Source organism: Nocardia pneumoniae NBRC 100136 (genome assembly GCF_000308755.1).
Classification (GTDB): domain Bacteria; phylum Actinomycetota; class Actinomycetes; order Mycobacteriales; family Mycobacteriaceae; genus Nocardia; species Nocardia pneumoniae.
Window position 1 is genome coordinate 31,423 of sequence record NZ_BAGF01000020.1, and the last position, 20,787, is coordinate 52,209.

At 69.2% G+C, this 20,787-nt stretch carries 19 protein-coding genes; 12 read left to right on the forward strand and 7 right to left on the reverse strand.

What is annotated here, in order from left to right; genetic code table 11:
* Window positions 1-153 precede the first annotated feature (153 nt).
* The 5 genes from ON34_RS05135 (at window position 154) to ON34_RS35805 (ending at window position 5,274) form a co-directional block, all read left to right on the forward strand.
* Window positions 154-1,365, forward strand: a complete 1,212-nt coding sequence (locus ON34_RS05135; protein WP_083889155.1) for a Re/Si-specific NAD(P)(+) transhydrogenase subunit alpha — start codon at window positions 154-156, stop codon at window positions 1,363-1,365.
* Window positions 1,365-1,682 carry an NAD(P) transhydrogenase subunit alpha part 2 gene (locus tag ON34_RS05140; RefSeq protein ID WP_040774881.1) on the forward strand — a complete coding sequence of 106 codons (318 nt, stop codon included), beginning with the start codon at window positions 1,365-1,367 and terminating at the stop codon, window positions 1,680-1,682. Before ON34_RS05135 ends, ON34_RS05140 begins: the two co-directional genes overlap by 1 nt.
* The gene (locus ON34_RS05145; protein WP_218003849.1) at window positions 1,682-3,112 is read left to right on the forward strand and encodes an NAD(P)(+) transhydrogenase (Re/Si-specific) subunit beta; all 1,431 of its coding nucleotides are present in this window, start codon (window positions 1,682-1,684) and stop codon (window positions 3,110-3,112) included. The genes ON34_RS05140 and ON34_RS05145 overlap by 1 nt, the downstream gene beginning before the upstream one ends.
* 91 nt (window positions 3,113-3,203) lie before the next feature.
* Window positions 3,204-4,355: a DUF5925 domain-containing protein gene (locus tag ON34_RS05150; RefSeq protein WP_051022165.1), complete on the forward strand. Its 1,152-nt coding sequence runs from the start codon at window positions 3,204-3,206 to the stop codon at window positions 4,353-4,355.
* Between the two features lie 157 nt (window positions 4,356-4,512).
* A complete protein-coding gene (locus tag ON34_RS35805; RefSeq protein WP_157172180.1) occupies window positions 4,513-5,274 on the forward strand; it encodes an LppU/SCO3897 family protein in 762 nt (253 codons plus the stop codon).
* A gap of 43 nt (window positions 5,275-5,317) precedes the next feature.
* Here the strand turns inward: ON34_RS35805 and ON34_RS05160 are convergent, their stop codons facing one another.
* Together ON34_RS05160 and ON34_RS05165 are read right to left on the reverse strand one after the other, a co-directional pair.
* Window positions 5,318-6,694, reverse strand: a complete 1,377-nt coding sequence (locus tag ON34_RS05160) for an MFS transporter (protein WP_040775038.1) — start codon at window positions 6,692-6,694, stop codon at window positions 5,318-5,320.
* Window positions 6,695-6,839: 145 nt separating this feature from the next.
* A complete protein-coding gene (locus ON34_RS05165; RefSeq protein ID WP_040774885.1) occupies window positions 6,840-7,097 on the reverse strand; it encodes a Rossmann-fold NAD(P)-binding domain-containing protein in 258 nt (85 codons plus the stop codon).
* Between the two features lie 100 nt (window positions 7,098-7,197).
* On the opposite strand from ON34_RS05165, the gene ON34_RS05170 reads away from it, so the two are divergent.
* The gene (locus ON34_RS05170) at window positions 7,198-8,151 is read left to right on the forward strand and encodes an AraC family transcriptional regulator (protein WP_040774887.1); all 954 of its coding nucleotides are present in this window, start codon (window positions 7,198-7,200) and stop codon (window positions 8,149-8,151) included.
* The gene (locus ON34_RS05175) at window positions 8,148-8,570 is read left to right on the forward strand and encodes an acyl-CoA thioesterase (protein ID WP_245547891.1); all 423 of its coding nucleotides are present in this window, start codon (window positions 8,148-8,150) and stop codon (window positions 8,568-8,570) included. The genes ON34_RS05170 and ON34_RS05175 overlap by 4 nt, the downstream gene beginning before the upstream one ends.
* An 11-nt stretch (window positions 8,571-8,581) precedes the next feature.
* On the opposite strand, the gene ON34_RS05180 is transcribed toward ON34_RS05175, so the two are convergent.
* The 3 genes from ON34_RS05180 to pdhA are packed head-to-tail and all read right to left on the reverse strand — an operon-like array spanning window position 8,582 to window position 12,308.
* Entirely contained in the window at window positions 8,582-10,186 is a 1,605-nt protein-coding gene (locus ON34_RS05180; RefSeq protein ID WP_051022166.1) for a dihydrolipoamide acetyltransferase family protein, read from the reverse strand.
* A 29-nt stretch (window positions 10,187-10,215) separates the two neighbouring features.
* Window positions 10,216-11,199 carry an alpha-ketoacid dehydrogenase subunit beta gene (locus tag ON34_RS05185; protein WP_040774894.1) on the reverse strand — a complete coding sequence of 328 codons (984 nt, stop codon included), beginning with the start codon at window positions 11,197-11,199 and terminating at the stop codon, window positions 10,216-10,218.
* On the reverse strand, window positions 11,196-12,308 hold the full coding sequence (gene pdhA / locus ON34_RS05190; protein ID WP_040774897.1) for a pyruvate dehydrogenase (acetyl-transferring) E1 component subunit alpha: 1,113 nt from the start codon (window positions 12,306-12,308) through the stop codon (window positions 11,196-11,198). The genes ON34_RS05185 and pdhA overlap by 4 nt, the downstream gene beginning before the upstream one ends.
* Window positions 12,309-12,446: 138 nt before the next feature.
* On the opposite strand from pdhA, the gene ON34_RS05195 reads away from it, so the two are divergent.
* Both ON34_RS05195 and ON34_RS05200 read left to right on the forward strand, forming a co-directional pair.
* Complete coding sequence (locus ON34_RS05195; RefSeq protein ID WP_040774899.1) at window positions 12,447-12,938, forward strand: Lrp/AsnC family transcriptional regulator; 492 nt, start codon at window positions 12,447-12,449, stop codon at window positions 12,936-12,938.
* A 131-nt stretch (window positions 12,939-13,069) separates the two neighbouring features.
* Window positions 13,070-13,876 (forward strand): SDR family oxidoreductase, encoded by an 807-nt coding sequence (locus ON34_RS05200; protein WP_040774901.1) that lies wholly within the window; start codon window positions 13,070-13,072, stop codon window positions 13,874-13,876.
* A 17-nt stretch (window positions 13,877-13,893) separates the two neighbouring features.
* Here the strand turns inward: ON34_RS05200 and ON34_RS05205 are convergent, their stop codons facing one another.
* A complete protein-coding gene (locus ON34_RS05205) occupies window positions 13,894-15,099 on the reverse strand; it encodes a benzoate/H(+) symporter BenE family transporter (protein ID WP_040774904.1) in 1,206 nt (401 codons plus the stop codon).
* Between the two features lie 186 nt (window positions 15,100-15,285).
* Here ON34_RS05205 and ON34_RS05210 point away from each other — a divergent pair, with 186 nt between their 5' ends.
* Complete coding sequence (locus ON34_RS05210) at window positions 15,286-16,104, forward strand: sulfurtransferase (RefSeq protein ID WP_083889157.1); 819 nt, start codon at window positions 15,286-15,288, stop codon at window positions 16,102-16,104.
* 11 nt (window positions 16,105-16,115) lie between these two features.
* Here ON34_RS05210 and ON34_RS05215 read toward each other — a convergent pair whose 3' ends face one another.
* Window positions 16,116-16,478: a hypothetical protein gene (locus ON34_RS05215; RefSeq protein WP_040774907.1), complete on the reverse strand. Its 363-nt coding sequence runs from the start codon at window positions 16,476-16,478 to the stop codon at window positions 16,116-16,118.
* A gap of 506 nt (window positions 16,479-16,984) precedes the next feature.
* Here ON34_RS05215 and ON34_RS05220 point away from each other — a divergent pair.
* Together ON34_RS05220 and ON34_RS05225 are read left to right on the forward strand one after the other, a co-directional pair.
* Window positions 16,985-19,807 (forward strand): DEAD/DEAH box helicase, encoded by a 2,823-nt coding sequence (locus ON34_RS05220; protein ID WP_040774910.1) that lies wholly within the window; start codon window positions 16,985-16,987, stop codon window positions 19,805-19,807.
* A complete protein-coding gene (locus tag ON34_RS05225) occupies window positions 19,804-20,571 on the forward strand; it encodes an SWIM zinc finger family protein (RefSeq protein ID WP_040774913.1) in 768 nt (255 codons plus the stop codon). Before ON34_RS05220 ends, ON34_RS05225 begins: the two co-directional genes overlap by 4 nt.
* Window positions 20,572-20,787 lie beyond the last annotated feature (216 nt).

A 20,787-nucleotide genomic window follows, 5' to 3' on the forward strand; every position in this document is an offset into this window, starting at 1 on the left:
GGTGCGATCCGTCCGGCGTGTGTGACTGGCATCTCAGCTACGCTCACGGCGAGCCGGGTACAGTTGCGAGAATTTGGACGAACTTACTAAGCGGTCATTTAGTCCGCTCGTCTACCCGTTGCCTGAAGCTCAGAAGAGAAGGAAGTCTGACAAGTGGAGACAACGCAGAGCGTAGGCGATCCATCGCCACGCGGCGCGCGTGTCGGAGTCGTCCGCGAATCCGCCGCGGGTGAGCGCCGTGTCGCCTTGGTGCCGAAGATCATTCCGAGCCTGACCAAGCAAGGTGTGGAGGTTGTCGTCGAGTCGGGTGCCGGGCTCGGTGCGCTGATTCCCGATAGCGCCTATGTGGAGGCGGGTGCCGCGATCGGCGATCCGTGGTCGGCGGATGTGGTCGTGAAGGTGGCCCCGCCCAGTGACGAGGAAGTCGCGAAGCTGTCCGAGGGGCAGACGTTGATCGGGTTCCTGGCGCCGCGGAACGCGGAGAATCAGATCGGCGCGTTGAAGTCCGCCGGGGTGCAGGCCTTCGCGGTGGAGGCGATTCCGCGGATCTCGCGTGCGCAGGTGATGGACGCGTTGTCGTCGCAGGCGAACGTCGCCGGTTACAAGGCCGTGCTGCTCGCCGCGTCGGAGTCGACCCGCTTCTTCCCGATGCTGACCACCGCGGCGGGCACGGTGAAGCCCGCGACGGTGCTGGTGCTCGGCGTCGGCGTGGCCGGGTTGCAGGCGCTGGCCACCGCCAAGCGTCTCGGCGGGCGCACCACCGGGTACGACGTGCGGCCGGAGGTGGCCGATCAGGTGCGTTCGGTCGGTGCGCAGTGGCTGGATCTGGGCATCGATGCCGTCGGTGAGGGCGGATACGCGCGTGAGCTGACCGAGGAGGAGAAGGCCACCCAGCAGCAGGCGCTCGAGGACGCGATCAAGGGTTTCGACGTGGTGATCACCACCGCGCTGGTGCCCGGCCGTCCCGCGCCGCGGTTGGTGACGGCCGCGGCGGTGCAGGGCATGAAGCCGGGCAGCGTGATCGTGGACCTGGCCGGAGAGACCGGCGGCAACTGTGAGCTGACCGAGCCGGGCAAGACCGTGGTCAAGCACGAGGTGACCATCGCCTCGCCGCTGAATCTGCCCGCGACCATGCCCGAGCACGCCAGCGAGCTGTACTCGAAGAACATCGCGGCGCTGCTGGAGTTGATGCTGGTGGACGGCGAGCTCGCGCCGGACTTCAGCGATCAGGTGCTCGCCGATTCCTGCGTCACCCGTGATGCGGAGGCGCCCGAATCCGCCGACGCCACCGCGGCGGCCGAGTCGACCGAGGTGGCGGAGTCGGCTGAGGTGAAGGACGTGACCGAGGCGAAGGTGGAGAGCTGATGTACACCGAATTGTTGGCGAATATCGCGATCCTGGTGCTGTCCGGGTTCGTCGGTTTCGCCGTGATCTCCAAGGTGCCCAACACCTTGCACACCCCGCTGATGTCGGGCACCAACGCCATTCACGGCATCGTGGTGCTCGGTGCGCTGGTCACGCTGGGCAACGTGCAGGATCCCTCGATCCTGACCCAGCTGATCCTGTTCGTGGCGGTGGTGTTCGGAACCCTGAACGTCATCGGTGGTTTCGTGGTGACCGACCGGATGCTGGGCATGTTCAAGGGCAAGAAGCCCGCTGCCGCGCAGAAGGCCGGTGAGTGATGCACACCTTCGACAATGTGACCTATCTGGTCAACGGCCTCTACATTCTGTCGTTCGCACTGTTCATCTACGGTCTGATGGGTTTGACCGGCCCGAAGACCGCGGTGCGCGGCAACCTGATCGCCGCGGTCGGCATGGCCATCGCGGTGGGAGCCACGCTGATCGCGATCCGGCACACCGGCAACTGGATCCTCATCATCGCCGGTCTCGTGGTCGGTGTCGTGCTGGGTGTTCCGCCCGCGAAGTACACCAAGATGACCGCGATGCCGCAGCTGGTGGCCGCGTTCAACGGCGTCGGCGGTGGCACGGTCGCGCTGATCGCGTGGTCGGAGTTCATCAACTCCCAGGGCTTCTCGCACTTCGACGAAGAGCCCACGGTGCACATCGTGATCGGTTCGCTGTTCGCGGCGATCATCGGTTCGGTGTCGTTCTGGGGCTCGCTGATCGCGTTCGGCAAGTTGCAGGAGATCCTGCCCGGGCGGCCGATCGGGATCGGCAAGTTGCAGCAACCGTTGAACCTGCTGCTGTTGCTCGGTGCGATCGCCGCGGCGGTGGTGATCGGCGTCGGCGCCACCGGTGACGGGGTGTCGCAGCTGTGGATGATCGCGGTGCTGGTGCTCGCGGGTGTGCTCGGCCTGATGGTCGTGCTGCCGATCGGCGGCGCGGACATGCCGGTGGTCATCTCGCTGCTCAACGCGCTGACCGGCTTGTCGGCCGCGGCGGCGGGTTTGGCGTTGAACAACACCGCGATGATCGTCGCGGGCATGATCGTCGGCGCGTCCGGCACCATCCTGACCAACCTGATGGCCAAGGCGATGAACCGATCCATCCCGGCCATCGTCGCGGGCGGATTCGGCGGCGGCGGAACAGCGCCGGGCGCTGGTGGTGGGGAGCAGAAGCAGGCGAAGGCCACCTCCGCCGCGGATGCCGCGATCCAGATGGCGTACGCCAACCAGGTGATCGTCGTCCCGGGTTACGGCATGGCTGTCGCGCAGGCCCAGCACGCCGTCAAGGAGATGGCCGAGTTGCTGGAGAAGAAGGGTGTGGAGGTCAAATACGCCATCCACCCGGTCGCGGGTCGCATGCCCGGGCACATGAACGTGCTGTTGGCCGAGGCCGAGGTCTCCTATGACGCGCTCAAGGAGATGGACGAGATCAACGGCGAATTCAACCGCACCGACGTCGCGTTGGTGATCGGCGCCAACGACGTCACCAACCCCGCCGCCCGCGAGGACGCCTCCAGCCCGATCTACGGCATGCCCGTGCTCAACGTCGACCAGGCCAAGTCCGTGATCGTGCTCAAGCGCTCCATGAACAGTGGTTTCGCCGGTATCGACAACCCGCTGTTCTACGCCGACCACACCTCCATGCTGTTCGGCGACGCCAAGAAATCCGTCAGCGAAGTCACCGAAGAACTGAAGGTCTTGTAGGCCAGAGGTTCTGCCCTGACGCCCCTCCACCGACCTCGGCGGAGGGGCGTTCGCGTAATTCGATGGACACCGTGGACCGCCACCCCGGATCATGCTCGGAGTGTCCGCACGTCATGAGCCTCTTCGGTTGATCGGTCCCGGGCAGCCCGCGGTCGATCCCGCCGAGCGGCTGCCGTGGGCCATCACGGTCGATTCCACCTATTCGGTGCGCGACGCGATCGATGCCCTCGCGCTCGGTCCGTTCCTGCGCGGCGACCAGCCGTGCGCGCGCACCGCGCATCTGGAGCGGGTGCGTCCCGACGCGCCGCTGCGACCGCCACGCGGTCGTGTGGTGCGCACGGTGCGCGACGACGACAGCGGCGCGACCCTGGTGGTCGGCGCCGGGTGGTCGCTGCGATCGGTTCGCTGGTCGGGTGGATCGGCGCTGGTCGAGGTCACCGCCGTCACCGACGCGCTCGCGGACGAACTGCTCGCCGAGGCGATCCGCGACGCGGCCGCTCCGCCCGAGGTGGGCGAGACCGTCGAAATGGGGTTCTGGCATCTGCACAGCCACGGACCGCAGCGGCGCGCTCGTTCGATCTCCGCGCCCGAGTGGTCCGCGATCCGCGGCAATTACGCGGGGCAGGTCGCCGCCGCGATGGACCACCTCATGACGCTCACCGCCGACGACGTGCGCGGCCGACTGGTGCTGCTGCACGGACCTCCCGGCACCGGGAAGACCACCGCGCTGCGCGCACTGGCTCGGGCGTGGGGTTCCTGGTGCCAGTTCGATTGCGTGCTGGATCCCGAAGTGATGTTCGGCAAGCCCGGATATTTGATGGACGTGGCCGCGGGCGTCGACGGTGACGGCGGCGAGCGCCGCTGGCGCATGCTCGTCTTGGAGGACTGCGACGAGCTGATCCGCGGTGAGGCGAAAGAAGCCGCGGGCCAGGGACTTTCCCGGCTGCTCAACCTGACCGACGGCATGCTCGGCCAAGGCCGTGACGTGCTGGTCGCCATCACCACCAACGAGGATCTGTCCCGGCTGCACCCGGCGGTGACCCGGCCGGGGCGGTGCCTGGCGCGGATCGAGATCGGGCGGCTGTCCGCGGCGGAGGCGGCGGCCTGGCTGGTCAGGGAGGGAAGCGACGCCACCGCGGGACCGGATGGCGCGACGCTCGCCGAGCTCGTCGTGCTGCGCGATGGTGACGTCCGGATCGATGCCGTCGCACGAGACGCGGTGAATCCAGGTCTTTATCTGTAACTGTCTGGACGCCGGGGCATTACGCCGTTCGGGCGCGGTGGCCGAAGTGGACCACGCGGTATCTCATGCGGCGGAGCCCGCGCCGATCCGCTAGATTCCATGGGTTCGCCCGTCGGTCAGTGCGGACGGAACCACGCGAGACCCGGGGAGGGGATCCATGACCACACCACCGAACTATCCGTATCCAGGTCAGCCCGGCGGCCAGCCGGGCTTTCCGCAGCAGCAGGGCGCGCCGCAAGGCTTTCCGGGCCAGGCACCCGGTTACCCCGGGCAGCCTCAGGGCTACGCCCAGCCGGGATATCAACCGCAACCGGGTTATGCGCCACAGGGCGGCTTCCCGCCTCCGCAGCAGCCGGGCTACCCCGCTGGCGGTTTCCCTCCGCCGGGGGCGCCGCCGCAGCAGAATCGCGGCGGTGGGAGCGGGATCGGGAAGATTCTTGTCGGGCTCGGTGCGCTGGTGGTGGTTGGTCTGCTGATCGTCGGCGGCCGCACCTTCCTGCGTTCCGACGGCGAGAAGATCGAGATCGGACAGTGCGCGAAGTTGTCGGGCACGACCATCAAAGCCGAGTTCGCCACCAAGGACTGCTCCGACCCGGAAGCCAATTACGTGGTGGCGCAGCGGCTCGACGGCTCGAATGCGGACTGCCCGACCAAGGATTACGCCAGCTACTACCAGACCGGCGGCGACGAGTACACGCTCTGCCTGCGGCTGAACGTCAAGGAGGGAGACTGCATCGACGGCGGCTTCCTCGGCGCCAGCACGAAGGTCGCCTGCGGCGCGTCGGCGGACTTCAAGATCGGCCGGATCGTGCGCGGCACCGCGGACACATCCGCGTGCGGGTCGAAGGCGACCGAGAACGACACGATCGTCTACCCCAAGCCCGAACCCATCACGCTGTGCCTGGTGCCGCCCAAGTAGGCCGAGGGCTACCGGCGCGAGCGTTCAAAGGCGTACCGACACCTCAGCGCGAAGGTTTTCGCTGCGTGTCCACGACGCTCGCGTACCGGAAGCACAGCAGCATGGCCACCAGCGGCACCACCATGGCCGTGGTCAGCGATACCACCGCGGTGAGCCAGCCGATCACCGTGGGACCGGCGAGCAACCCGAGATAACCGACGCTGAATACCCGGGACATATCCGTGGCGGCGGTGTCCGAGCCGAGATTGCCTGCCGCGGTGAAGATCTGCGGGACGCCGCCGGAGAGTCCGAGCCCGGCCATCGCCCAGCCCAGCAGCGTCAGCGGTACCCACGGCGACACGATGATCACGCCCAACCCGATGGCCGCGATCAGCGCGCCGTAGCGGACCACCGCCACCCGGCCGAACGCGTGGCTGACCCGGTCGGTGCCGAAACGTCCGACCGTCATCGTGGTGGAGAAGGCGCCGAACGCGAGCGCCGCGGTCGCCTCGTCGGCGCCGAGATGCTCGCGCATCTGCAACGTGCTCCAGTCGGCAGCCACGCCTTCGGCCAGCAGTAATGCGAAGGCGATCGCGGCCAGGGCGAGTACTTTCCGGCTGCGATCGCGGGCCTCGGTACGCACGGTGTGTTCGGCCGGATTCCGTTCGGGCTCGCGCAGCGGTGGTACCGGCCGGGCGGCGTCGGCCCGGACCGGTGCGGTGTTGTGCTCGAGGCCGACATCGAGCACGGTCTCTCGTTCGAGTGTGGTCGTGTCGTGCTCGCCGAGTTCCCCCTCGGGCCGGGGAGCGCCACGCCCGGTCGCGTGTGCGGCCGGGACGTCGCGGATGGTCGTCTCCGCGTCGAGCGTGGTGTCGCGCAGCAGCCGCGGCACCAAAGTGAGCGTCAGCGCGACGCAGCCCAGTGCGGCCAGCGCCAGAGTCAGCCGCACATCCCAGCCCGCCCGCAACGTCGCGGCGCCGACCAGCGAACCGAGCAGGCTGCCGCCGGAGAACAAGGCGTGGAACGCGGCCATGATCGGACGCCGGTAGGCCCGTTCCACGTGCACCGCTTGGGTATTCATGGATACGTCCAGCGCGCCGTTGCCGAAACCGAAACAGGCCAGCGCGAGGGCGAGGGTGACGGGTCCGGTGGCCAGACCTGGTCCGAGCACCGCCACCGAGGCGATGCACGCGGCCGTGCCGACCAGCGTTCTGCTGCCGAACCGGTCGGCGAGCGGACCCGCCAGCCGCATGCCCACAATGCCCGCACCGGCCATCAGCAGGATGAACATCCCCAGCGTCGATTTCGCGACGCCGGTGCGGTCGGTGACGACCGGGATGTGCACCACCCACATGGCGAGCAGGAAGCCGTTCAATGCGAATACCGTGAACACCGCGGCACGCGCGATGCGGATCGGACGCTCCACCGTCGGGCTCAACACCACTTCGACGGTACCGACGAACGATCCGCTCTCGCCAGCACACCCGCGGACCGGTCCAGGGCGCCGTTGACCTGGTAGCTGCCGTGCGTGGCGCTCGACGTTGCGCGTCACGTCCGCGGGCATGCTCGTTTATAAAATCAACGTCTCATCGCGCCGGGACATTCCAGACTTCCGCGAGCACCGTCTCTACGTGGTCCGCGAAATCCTTCGGTTCCCGTCCGAGCGCTCGGCGTACCCCGTCGGCAGGCGCGGCATTGCGGCCGTCGAACAGGGTGCCGAAGAGGTAGTCCAGCAGGCTCACCGTGTCGGCGGGCACCCCGTAGTCGGTCAGTCCGGCGACGAAATCCGTGCGGGAGATCGGCACGAAGGCGATCGGCCTGTCGGTGGCCGCGGCGATTTCCACGATCGCTTCGGCGAAGGTGATCGCTCAGTACATCTGCCCGGGACGAGACGGAATATCGTTCATCGGCTCATGGTCATGCGCGATCGTCTACAGTTGACGGGTGGATGCGCTAGCCAGTCTGCTCGAAGGTCCGCGCGCCCGCGGGGCGTTCGTGATGTGTTCGCTGCTGGACCCGCCGTGGTCGCTGCGGATTCAGGACCGTTCCCCGCTGACGGTGCTGTCCATGATCCGCGGTCGCGCCTGGATCGTCACCGGCAAAGGCGCGCCGCGGCAGCTGGGCGCGGGCGATGTCGCGATCTTCCGCGGGCCCGATCCGTACACGGTGGCCGACGACCCGGCCACCGAACCGCAGGTCGTGATCCATCCGGGCCAGGTGACCAAGACGCCGGACGGCGAGATCCTCTGTGAGACATTGAGTCTCGGCGTTCGGCAGTGGGGCACCGACCCGGACGGGGCCACCATGATGGTCACCGGGACCTACGAGTCCGCGGGCGCGGTCAGCGAGCGACTGCTGCGCGCGCTCCCACCGGTGATCGTGTTGCGACGAGGCGACTTCGACAGCAGAGTGCTCGACATCCTGGTCGACGAGGCGACCAAAGATCAGCCCGCGCAGAGCGCGGTACTGGATCGCCTGCTGGATCTGGTCCTGATCGCCGCGCTGCGCGCGTGGTTCACCCACAACGACGCGCCCGCCTGGTACCACGCCTATGGCGACCCGCTGGTCGGCAAAGCCCTGCGCCTGCTCCAGCACAATCCGGCGCACGGGTGGACGGTCGCCGGGCTGGCCGAGGCGGTCGGGGTATCCCGGGCCGCGCTGGCCCGCCGGTTCACCGACCTGGTCGGCGAGCCGCCGATGGCGTTCCTCACCGAATGGCGGCTGGCGCTGGCCGCCGACCTGCTCCAGGAATCCGACGCCACCATCGAGGCGATCGCCCGTCAGGTCGGCTACGGCAGCGCGTTCGCGCTGAGCACCGCGTTCAAGCGCCACTTCGGCGTCTCCCCGCGCGACCACCGCCACGGTGTGAACCCTACTGAGCTATCGTCGGCCGGGTGACGCAGCAGTATCCGGTGCTCTGGCCGGTCCCCACCCGGTGGGCCGACAACGACCACTACGGGCACGTGAACAACGTGACCTATTACTCGTACTTCGACACCGCGGTCAACGCGTGGTTGATGCACGCCACCGGCACCGACATCCGCACGCTGCCCGCGCTCGGTGTGGTCGCGCAGACCTCCTGCCAGTACCTCGGTTCGATCACCTTCCCGGATCAGTTGCAGGTCGGCTTGCGCGTCTCGCGGCTCGGCCGCTCCAGCATCACCTACGATCTGGCCATCTTCCGCGAGGCCGACGGCGGCCTGGAATTGGCCGCGACCGGCACCTTCGTGCACGTTTACGTGGACGCGGAGACGCGTAAGCCGGTCGAGATCCCGGAGGTCATCCGCACTGCCGCCGCGGCGCTCGTCACGGACTGACACCTCACCAGCTACACGCGGCTGAGCAGCGTCAGGGGGTCCTCCAGCAGGCTGGCGGTGGTGGCGAGGAAGCGGGCGGCCAGTTGTCCGTCGATCATCCGGTGGTCGAAGCTCACGCCGAGCGTGGTGACCCACCGGACCGCGAGCTCGTCACGGAATACCCACGGCCGCTTGCGGATCGAACCGAGACACAGGATCGCGGCCTCGCCCGGATTGACCAGCGGTACCCCGGCGTCCACGCCGAAGACCCCGACGTTGGTGATGGTGAAGGTGCCACCACGCAGATCGGCGGGTGTGGCGCCGCCGGAGCGGGCGGTGTCGACCAGCCAGCCGATCTCGCGGGTGAGATCGCGCAGGCTCAGGGTCTGCGCCTCTTTGATGTTCGGCACGAGCAGGCCGCGGTCGGTGGCCACCGCGATGCCGAGGTTCACATAGTGTTTGGTGACGATCTCCTGGTTGGCTTCGTCCCAGAAGACGTTCATGCCGGGGAAGTCGGCGAGTGCGGCCAGTGCCGACTTGGCGACCACCGCCAGCGGCGTCAGCGTCAGGCCCGCAAAGGATTTCGTGCTGCGCAGATGGTCGAGCAGCTCCATCGAGGCGGTGCAGTCGACGGTGACGAAGGTGCTGGCCTGCGGGATGGTGCGGGCGCTGTTCAGCATCGCCGCGGCGGTGCGTTTGCGGATACCGCTGATCGGGGTGCGAACCTCACGTGCTGGCGGTCGAACTACCCCGGCATCGGCGACGGCAGTTGGCGCCACCGCGTGTCCGACCGGACCCGGCTGCGAGACGGGCACCGCGCCGCGCACGTCGTCTACGGTGACCGCGCCGCCCGGGCCCGACCCCGCGACGAACCACAGATCAATGCCGAGTTCGCGTGCGAGTTTTCGGGCGGCAGGCGTCGCCGCCGGACGCGCCGAACCGAGGGCCGAACTCGGTCGCTCGGGCTCGTCGATAGCGGTGTCCGCCCCGGCATTCGTCGTGTCGAGTGCTGAGCCCCGTCGTTCGGTCATCTGGTCGGTCGGGCCCAGTTCGGCTGAGGTTTCTGCCGCGACATCGCCTGTGCCGAGTGCCGAGCCGGATCGTTCGGGTTTGTGGACGGTGGTGCCCAGTTCGGTTGAGGTTTCTGCCGTGACATTGCTTGTGCCGAGTGCTGATCCGGATCGTTCGGATTCCCGGACGGCGGTATCTGCCGCATCGTCCGCCGCGACCGGCTGCGGAATTCCTTCCGCCGGTTGCCCTGCGGGCCTACGCCGCCGAGATGTCGCTTCCTCGTCAGGGCCGTAACCCACCAGAACCGAGGAGCGGCCCGATTCTCGAGCGGTGGTGTCTTCCGGTCCCGTTTTCCGCTCCTGCTCCACGCGAATCAGCGGTGCGCCGACCGCGACCGTGTCGCCCGGTTGCGCCAGTAATTCGACCACCCGGCCCGCGAACGGACACGGCAGCGACACCACCGCTTTGGCCGTCTCCACCTCCGCGATGGTCTGGTTCAACTCCACCGTGTCGCCGACGTCCACCGCCCAGGACACCAGCTCGGCGTCGGTGAGCCCTTCGCCTAGATCCGGAAGCCGGAACTCCAGCACCGACGCCGGAAGAGGTTGGGGGGCATGGTTTTCCACGTGGCACCTCTCACTACGGCGAACCCGCGTCAGGCGGCGAGGGAGCGGTCGACCGCGTCGAGAATGCGGTCGGGGTCGGGCAGGTGGTGCTTCTCGAGCTTAGCCGGGGGATAGGGGATGTCGAATCCGCCGACCCGCAGAACCGGTGATTCGAGGTGGTAGAAGCAGCGCTCGGTGATCCGCGCGGCGATCTCCGCACCGAGCCCGGCGAATACCGGCGCCTCGTGCGTCACGACCAGGCGCCCGGTCTTCGCGACCGACTCCTCGATCGTGTCGAAGTCGATCGGCGAGAGACTGCGCAGGTCGATCACCTCGAGCGAGAGGCCCTCCGCCGCGGCGATCTTCGCGGCCGACAGCGCGGTCGCGACGGTGCCGCCGTACGCGACGACGGTCGCGTCCGTGCCCGTCGTGCACACCCTGGCGCGGTCGAGCGGCAGCCCGCCGTCACGGTCGAGCGCGGCGAAGTCGACATCGGCTTTGTCCCAATACCTGCGCTTGGGTTCGAAGAAGATCACCGGGTCGTTCAGCGCGATCGCTCGGCGGATCATCGAATACGCGTCCGCCGGGTTGCTCGGTGTCACGACGCGCAAGCCCGCGGTGTGTGCGAAATAGGCTTCGGGCGACTCGGAGTGGTGCTCGACCGACCCGATGCCGCCGCCGAACGGGATGCGAATGGTGAGCGGCGCGTTGACCTTTCCCTGCGTCCGGTAGTTGATCTTCGCCACGTGCGAGACGATCTGGTCGAACGCGGGGTAGACGAAGCCGTCGAACTGGATCTCGCACACCGGCCGGTAGCCGCGCAGCGCCATCCCGAAAGCCGTTCCGATGATGCCGGATTCGGCCAGTGGCGTATCGATGACGCGATTGTCGCCGAAGTCCTTCTGCAGTGTGTCGGTCACCCGGAACACCCCGCCGAGACGGCCGATGTCCTCGCCCATCAGCAAGACTTTCGGGTCGTCCTCCAGCGCGCGCCGCAAACCGGTGTTGAGCGCGGCGGCGAAGGTGGTGATCATTGTGTGACTCCTTCTCCTCGTGCGGAGGACAGGCCGGGATCGCCGGTCAGGTACTCCGCGTACGCCCTCCGCTGTTCGGTGATCAGCGGGTGCGGGGTGGTGTAGACGTGGTCGAACAACTCCATCGGGTCGGGGTCGGGCATGTCGATGGTGGCGCTGCGCACCGCCTGGGCGATCTCGTCGGAGCGCTCCGCGACGCGCCGGGCGAACGCCTCGTCCCACAGGTCCTCGCGTTCGAGCAGTTTGCGCATCCGGTCGATCGGATCGCGCCGCGCCCACTGCTCGGTCTCGGCGGTCGAGCGGTAGCGGGTGGGATCGTCCGCCGTAGTGTGCGGACCCATCCGATAGGTGAGCGCCTCGATGAACGACGGGCCGCAGCCCGAGCGCGCCCGCGCCACCGCCTGCCTGGTCACGGCGAGCACGGCCAGCACGTCGTTGCCGTCGACCTGCTTGCCCGGCATGCCGTATCCGTACGCGCGGTGCGCGATCGGGGTGGCGCTCTGCACGCGCACCGGTTCGCTGATCGCCCAGTGATTGTTCTGGCAGAAGAACACCACGGGCGCGCTCCAGCTCGCGGCGAACCCCAGCGCCTCGGCGATATCGCCCTGACTGCTCGCGCCGTCGCCGAAGTACGCGATGGTGGCGATGTCGGCGCCGTCCAAGTGCGCGGCGAAGGCGTAGCCCGTGGCGTGCAGGCCCTGGGAGCCGACCACGATGTTCGGGTTGGTCATGTTCACCGCGTGCGGATCCCAGCAGTGGTGGGCGGCGCCGCGCCACAGCCGGGTGAGGTCGGCGGGCGGCACGCCGCGGCAGTAGGCGACCGCGGTCTCGCGGTAGCCGCAGAACACGTAGTCGTCGGGATGCAGCGCGTGCGCCGAACCCACCTGGGCGGCTTCCTGCCCGAGCAGCGGCGCCCACAGTCCGAGCTGACCTTGGCGTTGCAGCGCGGTGGCCTCGGTGTCGATCCTTCGGGTGACGACCATGTCCTCGTACAGTTCGCGCAGCTGCTCGGAGCCGATGTCGGCGACCAGCGCGGCATGCTCGGGATCGAGCACACGGCGACCATCCGGCTGTACCAATTGGACCGGGTACTCGGACTTGCCCGTCATCGGTGCTCACCCCGTCACGCCACAAGGAATGTGTTCTATCTCACAGCATCCACCAGAATGCGAACTGCGCAAGTGCTTGACAGGCGAATGGGCAGAATGCTCAATTCTGCCCCCACGAATGGTGTCATACTGCGTGGTATGACCAGAGAAAACGTCGGCGTGACCCTGGACGCCACCGACGCCAGGCTGTTGCTGGAGCTGGTCGCCAATCCCAGGGCGACCGGCGTCGAGCTGGCCGCCCGGCTCGGCCTGTCCCGCAATACCGTGCAGGCTCGGCTGTCGCGCTGGGAGGCGGGCGGCGTGCTCGGCAGTTTCGAGCGCCGCGTCGAGCCGCGCGCGCTCGGTTATCCGCTCGCGGCGTTCGTCGCGGTCGTCGTCGATCAGCACCGGCTGGATTCGGTGGTCGACGAACTCGCCGAGGTGCCCGAGGTGACCGAGGTGTGCGGCATGACCGGGCTGACCGACCTCACGGTTCGGGTGGTCGCGCAGGACGCCGACGACCTGTACCGGATCGCGGGGCAGATCCTGAAGATTCCCGGCGTCGAGCGGACCAACATGGCGCTGGTGATGCGCGAGCTGGTCGGCCCGCGGACCGCGCCGCTGTTGGATCGCCTGGCGAATTCGAGCTGAGTCCTCTTCGATCCGGACGCGCCGACCTACGCCATCGCACACCCGTGGCGGTACGAGGTGGTCGGGAGCTCTCGGCGAGGGGCGGATGGCTCCGAAGGCGCGGAGGCGAGGCAGCCGCCTAGGGTGAGGGGATGGAGATATCGGGCAAGGTTGCGATCGTCACGGGGGCGGGTGCTGGGATCGGGGCAGCGCTGGCGAGCCGACTCGTCGCGGGTGGGGCGCGGGTGGCGCTCGCCGACCTCGACGAGGCGAGTGCGGCGCGGGTCGCGGAGTCGCTCGGCTCTGCCGCGGTCGCGATCGGTGGCGACGTGGCTGACGAAACGGTGATCCGCGGGCTCATCGAGCGCGCCGAGGCCGAATTCGGTCCGGTGGATCTGTATTTCGCGAACGCGGGCATCGGCGGCGGCGCGGGTCTGGACAGCACCGATGAGCAGTGGGCGGCCGCGCTCGAGGTCAACGTGATGGCCCATGTCCGCGCCGCGCGGCTGCTGGTGCCCGGCTGGCTGGAGCGTGGCGGCGGTTATTTCGTGAGCACGGCGTCGGCGGCGGGTCTGCTCACCCAGCTCGGTTCGGCGCCTTACGCGGTGTCCAAACACGCGGCCGTCGGTTTCGCCGAGTGGCTGTCGGTCACGTACGGCGACAGAGGGGTCAGGGTGAGCTGTGTGTGTCCGATGGGCGTGGACACCCAGCTGCTGCACGGCGGACTCGTCCCACCGGAACACGCCGCCGAAGCCGAGCTCGCGGTGAAAGCCGTCACCAGCGCGGGCGCGGTGCTGTCCCCGGACGAGGTCGCCGAGATCGTCCTCACCGGCGTCGCGGACGAGCACTTCCTGATCCTTCCGCATCCGGAGGTGTTGAAGATGTACCGCCACAAGGGCTCGGATTACGACCGCTGGATCGACGGCATGCGCCGTTTCCAGGCCGCTCTCCAGGCGTAGCGGCGACCGGCCGGTATCTAGCGGAGCGCTGTGCGCACCAGCAGACCGGCGAGCAAGGCCCAGAAGGCCGCGCCGATTCCGGCGAAGCCGATGCCGGATGCCGCGATCACGAAGGTGATGACGGCGGCCTCTCGGTGTTCGCTGGCGCTCAGCGCCGCGTTGAGCGCCGTGGCGAGCGTTCCGATCAGGGCCAGACCCGCGACGGTTTCCAGCGTGCCCGCCGGAGCGGCCGCGACCAGGGTGACCAGAGCGGCGGAGCCCAGCGCCAGTAGCAAGTAGGCCACGCCCGCGGTGAACGCCGCGATCCAGCGTCGCTTCGGGTCCGGATGCGCGGCGGGCCCCGCCGAGAGCGCCGCGCTGATCGCGGCGAGGTTGATCGCGTGCCCGCCCGCGAGCGCCCCGAGGACGGTGCCGAGGCCGGTGACGGTCATCGCCGCGCGCCACGGAACGCGGTAGTCGAACGAGGCCAGCACCGCGGTGCCGGGAATGTTCTGCGACGCCATGGTCACGATGTAGAGCGGGATCGCGACGCCGATCAGCGCCTGCCAACTCCAGTGCGGCAGGGTCGGTTCCAGCGACGGAACCATGGCGCCGACGTCGAGCGGCCTGTGCTGGACCACGATGCTGATCGCGGCCCCGGCCGCCGCGGTGGCGAAGGCCGCGATCACGGCCCAGCGCTTGGCATACCGTTGCAGCACCAGCCAGACGAGGATCACCGGAACCACCACCGCCGGACTGGTCTGCACCGCCCGCACCGGAGCCAGGCACAGCGGCAGCAGCACTCCGGCCAGCATGGCCTGCGCGATCTCCACCGGGATCGCGGCGACCAGCGCGCCCAGCCGCTGCCACAGCCCGGTGATCACGATCAGCACCCCGGCCACCACGAAGGCGCCGATCGCCGCGGGCCACCCGCCCGCCACCGCCCCGGTGCCGGCCAGCAGCGCCGCGCCCGGCGTGGACCAGGCCAGCGTGATCGGCATCCGATACCGGTAACTCAGCAGGATCATGCCGATCGCCTGCGTGAGGCACAGCGCGAGCAGACCCGACGCCGCCTGTGCGGCAGTCGCGCCCACCGCGGTCAGCCCGCTCAGCACAACGGCGAACGAACTGGTGAACCCCACCAGCGCCGTCACCACGCCCGCGCCGAGCGGCGGGACGAGATCGGCCTTCGATCGTTCGGGTCGGCGCGCGGTGGTGGCCGGGGCCGTGGAAACGTTCGACATTGGCCGGATATTGCCCCTGGTCACCGGGCCGTGTCACCAGCCAGTGCCCGGAAACTGGCCTGACTCGCGCCACCCGGCTTCGCCGGACGCGCTGCGGTACGCGCGAGTATGGCGACATCGGCGCATCCGGATGCGTAGGGTGGGGGAGTCGGTGCGCGAGGATGCGATTCGGGACGAGGAGCTGGGTTGAGCGCGGTACTGATCTCACCGGGGGAGCTTCGGGAAGCCTTGGCGGACAAGCGGCTTCGCCTACTGGACGTCAGATGGGCGCTGGGCGACCCGGATGGGCCGCAGCACTATCTCGACGGCCACATCCCCGGGGCGGTCTTCGTCGATCTGGAAACCGAACTGGCCGCGCCTCCCTCACCCGCCCGCGGCAGGCACCCGCTGCCCGACCCCGCGCAACTGGAGAAGTGCGCGCGCAGCTGGGGGCTGTGCGACGGCGATCCGGTGGTGGTCTACGACGCGACCGGCGGCATGGCCGCCGCCCGCGCCTGGTGGCTGCTGCGCTGGGCGGGCGTCGCGGACGTGCGCATTCTCGACGGCGGGCTGCCCGCCTGGCGCGGCGCGGGCGGACCGATCGCGACCGGCGCCGAAGCGGATCCCGAGCCGGGCGATGTCGAATTGAGCCCCGGTCGGCTGCCCGTGATCGACGCGGACGGCGCGGCACGCTGGCAGGGCGTGCTGCTGGATGCCCGCGCGGGCGAGCGCTACCGCGGTGAGGTGGAGCCGATCGATCCCCGTGCCGGACACATTCCCGGCGCGGTCAGTGCTCCGACCGCCGATAACCTCGACGCCGATGGCCGCTTCCGGACAGCGGACGAACTGCGCGACCGCTTCGCCGGATTCGGCTCCGGGCCGGTCGCGGTGTACTGCGGGTCCGGCGTGACGGCGGCGCATCAGATCGCCGCGCTCGCGGTCGCTGGTGTCGAGGCGGCGCTGTATCCCGGTTCGTGGTCGCAGTGGTCGAACGATCCGAAACGGCCGGTGGCGACGGGGAACTGACGGCGGCAGCCTTACAGCCAGGCGCGCGCCAGCAGATCGTCGTCGGTGACCTCGCTCACCCGGGGTGGGAATCGGGTGGCCGCGATGGACTCGATGTGTGTTCCGTCGTGCCCGATCACCCACGAGCCGCCGCGTTCCTCGCACTCGGCGATCTTCGCGAACGTGGTGAGCAGGAACGTGACCGCTTCACGCGGGTCGCTTGTCCGCGCCAGACGCTGCGATTCCCCAGGTCGCGACAGGTCCAGCCACACGCCGGACTGTCCGTCGCAGCGCATGCCGACGATCTTGTCGGCGTGCACGAAGGTGAACTTCCGTCGTTCCCACGCGGTCGTCGGTGTGAAGCTCTGTTCGAGGACCTGGAGCAGAATCGTCATGCTGCTTCCTCCGCTTCCCTTGACACCAAGCTGCGGTTCTTCCGCGATGACCAGCGGATATCCCAGTATGTTCCTTTTCCGGTCCGTTGGGTACTGCCCGTGCGTTCGGCGGGGGCGGAGTCCTCGCGTCCTCCGGCCCGTGCCGTCCCGCCTGGCTCGTCCCTGCCTTCCCGGTACTGGCCGCACCTTCGAAACTACGCCTGACCTGCGTTGTTCGCCCGCTGCGGCACGTCGTCGGCGTGTCCGCCGGTCGCAGCCGTTGGGGCTGCGCAATGTGTGTGTCAGGCGTGGCAGGCGCTTCACCGATCGCGGTCGCCCGCGTATCTCGTTGGACGACAGCAGGTCTGGGCGTCCCGCGCTGAAGCGGCCACCCGGCGGTACCTGGACTCGGCGCTGATCAGTGTCCATTTGTCGGCGGATATGCCGATCGCAACCCGGTGCGGTCACGACCTGGACGGGTCCCCGGCGGCCGCGACTCTGTCGGACCCGCCTGCTTGGATGGGGTGATGCTGCACGGTCTGTGGTCGCCGGGTGGCGGGATGCTGCTCTGGTACGACTCGCCGGTCGCCGCGCTGCCCCACGAACCGGCTGCCGCGCTACCCGACCCGCTGGGCAGCGTGCTGCGTGCCGCGAAGTTCCGGCACCGTGCCGAGGTCTTGGCCCCGGGGTCCGGCGGCGCCGAGCAGGTCCGGGCGCATGCGCTGACTCCCGCGGTGGCGGCCCAGGTGCTGCGGCAGCGGCTGCCCGCCGAGATGGTGGCGGGCGATCTGCGCTTCCTCGCGCACGTCGCGCGCGGGGTCGAGCGCTGGGTGCGCGCCGGGCGGGTTGTTCCCCAGCTGCGCCGGGAGGACGGCGAGTGGTGGGTGCGCTGGCGGTTGGTCGGCGGCGAGCGGCAACGCGCCTGGCTGGCCGAGCTGGCCGTCGCCATGCCGCAGGCGCTGCGAGTGGCCGGGCGTCCGGCCGCGCTGCTCGACGATATGGTCACCGAACTCACCGACCCGATCGCGCGAGCGCTGGTCGACCTGACCGATTCGCCGCATCCCCTGGTGGCCGCCCTGGTCGGCGACACTCCGCTGGACAACGGCAGTTATCAGGTGGCCGAGGTGCTCGAGCAGTGGCGCGCCAGCCTGACCGGCGACGAACCGGAGCTGGTGCTTCGCCTGCTCGAGCCGGACGGCGAATTCGGCACCGGCGAGCAGACGGGGGCGCTGTGGCGGTTGGAGGTCTGTCTCGCCGTCACCGGCGAGGCGCCGAAATCCGTCCCGCTGCATGGTGATCCGAACCTGGTCCGGATCGCGGTGGACAAACTCGGCGCGGCGCAGCGGGCCTACCCTCGATTGCGCGATCTACCGAGCGACCCGCGCGGCATGGATCTGCTGCTGCCCACCGAGGTGGTGCTCGATCTGGTCGCGCACGGCGCGCACGCCCTGCGCGCCGCGGGCGTCCGGCTGCTGCTGCCGCGGGCGTGGAGCGTCGCCGAGCCGAGCATGCGGCTGCGGGTGGACAGCGCGGTACCCGCCGCCGAGAGCACCGTCGGGATGCGCGGCCTGGTCTCCTACCGCTGGGAACTCGCGCTCGGCGACATCGTCCTCACCCCGGCCGAGATGGAACGCCTCGTGCACGGCAAGTCCGATCTGGTCCGATTGCGCGGACAGTGGGTGCAGGCCGACCACAAGGTGCTCGCCGCCGCGGCCCGCTACGTCGCCGCGCACACCGACGACTCTCCGGTCACCTTCGCGGACATGCTCGGTGAGATCGCGGGATCACGGGTGCAGCGGGTGCCGATCGCCGAGGTCACCGCCTCGGGCTGGGCGGCGGACCTGCTCGATGGCGCCCACGCGCCCGCCCCGGTCGCGCCGCCGGTCGGGTTGAAAGCCGAGCTGCGGCCGTATCAGGAGCGCGGTCTGGCCTGGCTGGCGACCATGAGCGGGATGGGTTGCGGCGCGATCCTCGCCGACGACATGGGGCTCGGCAAGACCGTCCAGGTGCTCGCCCTGCTGGTGCACGAGCGCGAGACGGCCGCCGAGACCGAGCAGCCGGGCCCGACCCTGCTGGTGTGCCCGATGTCGGTGGTCGGCAATTGGCAGCGCGAGGCCGAGCGATTCGCGCCCGATCTCCGCGTGTGGGTGCACCACGGCGCTGGGCGTCTGGTGGGCGCGGAACTCGACGAGACGATCGCCGCGGCCGATCTGGTGATCACGACCTACGCGCTGCTGGCCCGCGATGTCGAGGAACTGGGCAGGCAATCGTGGGACCGCGTCGTGCTGGACGAGGCACAGCACATCAAGAACGCGGGCACGCGGCAGGCGCGGGCGGCACGGTCGCTGCCCGCGCGCCACCGGCTGGCGCTCACCGGGACTCCGGTCGAGAACCGGTTGGAAGAGCTGCGCTCCATCATGGATTTCGCGATGCCGAAGGTGCTCGGCAGCCCGCAGTCGTTCCGCGCGCGCTTCGCGGTGCCCATCGAACGCGAGCGCGACGAGAACGCGATCAGCCGCCTGCGCTGGCTCACCCGGCCCTTCGTGCTGCGCCGAGTGAAGACCGACCCCGCGGTGATCAGCGACCTGCCGGACAAACTCGAGATGACGGTGCGGGCCAACCTCACCGTCGAACAGGCCGCGCTCTACCAGGCGGTTGTCGACGACATGCTCGCCAAGATCAAGGACGCCGAGGGGATGGCCCGCAAGGGCGCCGTCCTCGGCGCGCTCACCCGGCTCAAGCAGGTGTGCAACCATCCCGCGCATTTTCTCGGCGACGGATCGGCGGTGCTGCACCGCGGCGCCCACCGTTCCGGCAAGCTCGCCCTCGTCGAGGACGTGCTGGACGCGGTGCTGGCGGACGGTGAGAAAGCCTTGCTGTTCACCCAGTTCCGTGAGTTCGGCGAACTGATCGCGCCGTATCTGGCCGAGCGGTTCGGGGCCGCGATCCCGTTCCTGCACGGTGGGGTGCCGAAGAAGAAGCGCGACGACATGGTCACCAGGTTCCAGGCGCAGGACGGGCCGCCGCTGATGTTGTTGTCGCTCAAGGCCGGTGGCACGGGACTCAACCTCACCGCCGCCAATCACGTCGTCCACCTGGACCGCTGGTGGAATCCGGCGGTGGAGAACCAGGCCACCGACCGCGCGTTCCGGATCGGGCAGCGGCGCAACGTCCAGGTGCGCAAGCTGGTCTGCGTGGACACCATCGAGGAGCGGATCGACGAGATGATCACCGGCAAGCGGCAGCTCGCCGATCTGGCCGTCGGCGCCGGGGAGAACTGGATCACCGAGCTGAGCACCGACGAACTGCGCGATTTGTTCACCCTGGGCGCCGCGGCGGTGGGCGAATGAGTCCCTTCGTCGACTACTCCGAGTACGGAAAGAAGCTGCCGGTGCGCGGCGGGGTCGCCGCACGCAGCCGCCGCGGGGCGTTCGGGCGCACGTGGTGGGGCAAGGCCCTGGTGGACTCCGTGGAGCGGATGGCGGAGCCGGGGCGTCTGGCGCGCGGCCGCAATTACGCCAGGTCGGGACAGGTGGTGAACTATCGGATCGAGCCCGGCGCCGTGACCGCGGAAGTGCAGGGCAGCCAACCGCGTCCGTTCACGGCGGTGTTCACCGTGCGTCCGCTGCGTGAGGACGAGCTCGAGCTGCTGATCGAGGCCATCCGTTCCGCGCCGGGCATGCTCGCCGAGATCGCGTCGGGCGCGCTGCCGACCGGCCTCCGGCCGCTGCTGCTGCCGAGCACCGCGGCGGACCTGGATTTCACCTGCACCTGCCCGGATCCGGGCTGGCCGTGCAAGCACGTGGCCGCGGTCTGCTACCTGCTGGCCGAGCGGCTCGACGAACGCCCGCGCGAGATTCTCACCCTGCGCGGCCTCGACTTGGACACGCTGATCGGCGGCATCGAGCGCGAGGCGCGGCCTGCCGTCTCCGACGACCCGTACGGCGACCACATCGTATTGCCGCACCTGCCGAACCCGGAAAACCGTCCAGCGCCAGAGGATTTGGACCCGCTACTGGTGCGCAAGGCGCTGCGGATGACCGCCCCGGACGAGACGACGGCCGCGACCGGCCTGCGTGAACTCACCGCGCTGTATCGTCGATTCGACGACTGAACGGGTTTGGTGGGCACCCAGCATCGGGGCTGTCGGTACAACGCCGGATAGTCGGGGCGGGATCGAGTCCGGCGCAGCGAAGGGACCGGAGACTTCCCGACGCCGGGTGCCTTACTCAGTCTCCCGCTGGACCCTTCCGTATGGAACTGCCCCCGCACTGCCCTTGCGCCGAACTTGACGCGTAAACCACGGTCCCGCTGGACATCAGCTCGGCCG

Bases quoted from the DNA above. Each gene is read 5' to 3' on its own strand.
- ON34_RS05145 (WP_218003849.1), top strand. From the start codon at position 1,682: ATGCACACCTTCGACAATGTGACCTATCTGGTCAACGGCCTCTACATT.
- pdhA (WP_040774897.1), bottom strand. From the start codon at position 12,308: ATGACGGGCAAGTCCGAGTACCCGGTCCAATTGGTACAGCCGGATGGT.
- ON34_RS05195 (WP_040774899.1), top strand. From the start codon at position 12,447: ATGACCAGAGAAAACGTCGGCGTGACCCTGGACGCCACCGACGCCAGG.
- ON34_RS05225 (WP_040774913.1), top strand. From the start codon at position 19,804: ATGAGTCCCTTCGTCGACTACTCCGAGTACGGAAAGAAGCTGCCGGTG.
- ON34_RS05215 (WP_040774907.1), bottom strand. From the start codon at position 16,478: ATGACGATTCTGCTCCAGGTCCTCGAACAGAGCTTCACACCGACGACC.
- ON34_RS05220 (WP_040774910.1), top strand. From the start codon at position 16,985: ATGCTGCACGGTCTGTGGTCGCCGGGTGGCGGGATGCTGCTCTGGTAC.
- ON34_RS35805 (WP_157172180.1), top strand. From the start codon at position 4,513: ATGACCACACCACCGAACTATCCGTATCCAGGTCAGCCCGGCGGCCAG.
- ON34_RS05150 (WP_051022165.1), top strand. From the start codon at position 3,204: ATGCTCGGAGTGTCCGCACGTCATGAGCCTCTTCGGTTGATCGGTCCC.
- ON34_RS05205 (WP_040774904.1), bottom strand. From the start codon at position 15,099: ATGTCGAACGTTTCCACGGCCCCGGCCACCACCGCGCGCCGACCCGAA.
- ON34_RS05200 (WP_040774901.1), top strand. From the start codon at position 13,070: ATGGAGATATCGGGCAAGGTTGCGATCGTCACGGGGGCGGGTGCTGGG.
- ON34_RS05140 (WP_040774881.1), top strand. From the start codon at position 1,365: ATGTACACCGAATTGTTGGCGAATATCGCGATCCTGGTGCTGTCCGGG.
- ON34_RS05185 (WP_040774894.1), bottom strand. From the start codon at position 11,199: ATGATCACCACCTTCGCCGCCGCGCTCAACACCGGTTTGCGGCGCGCG.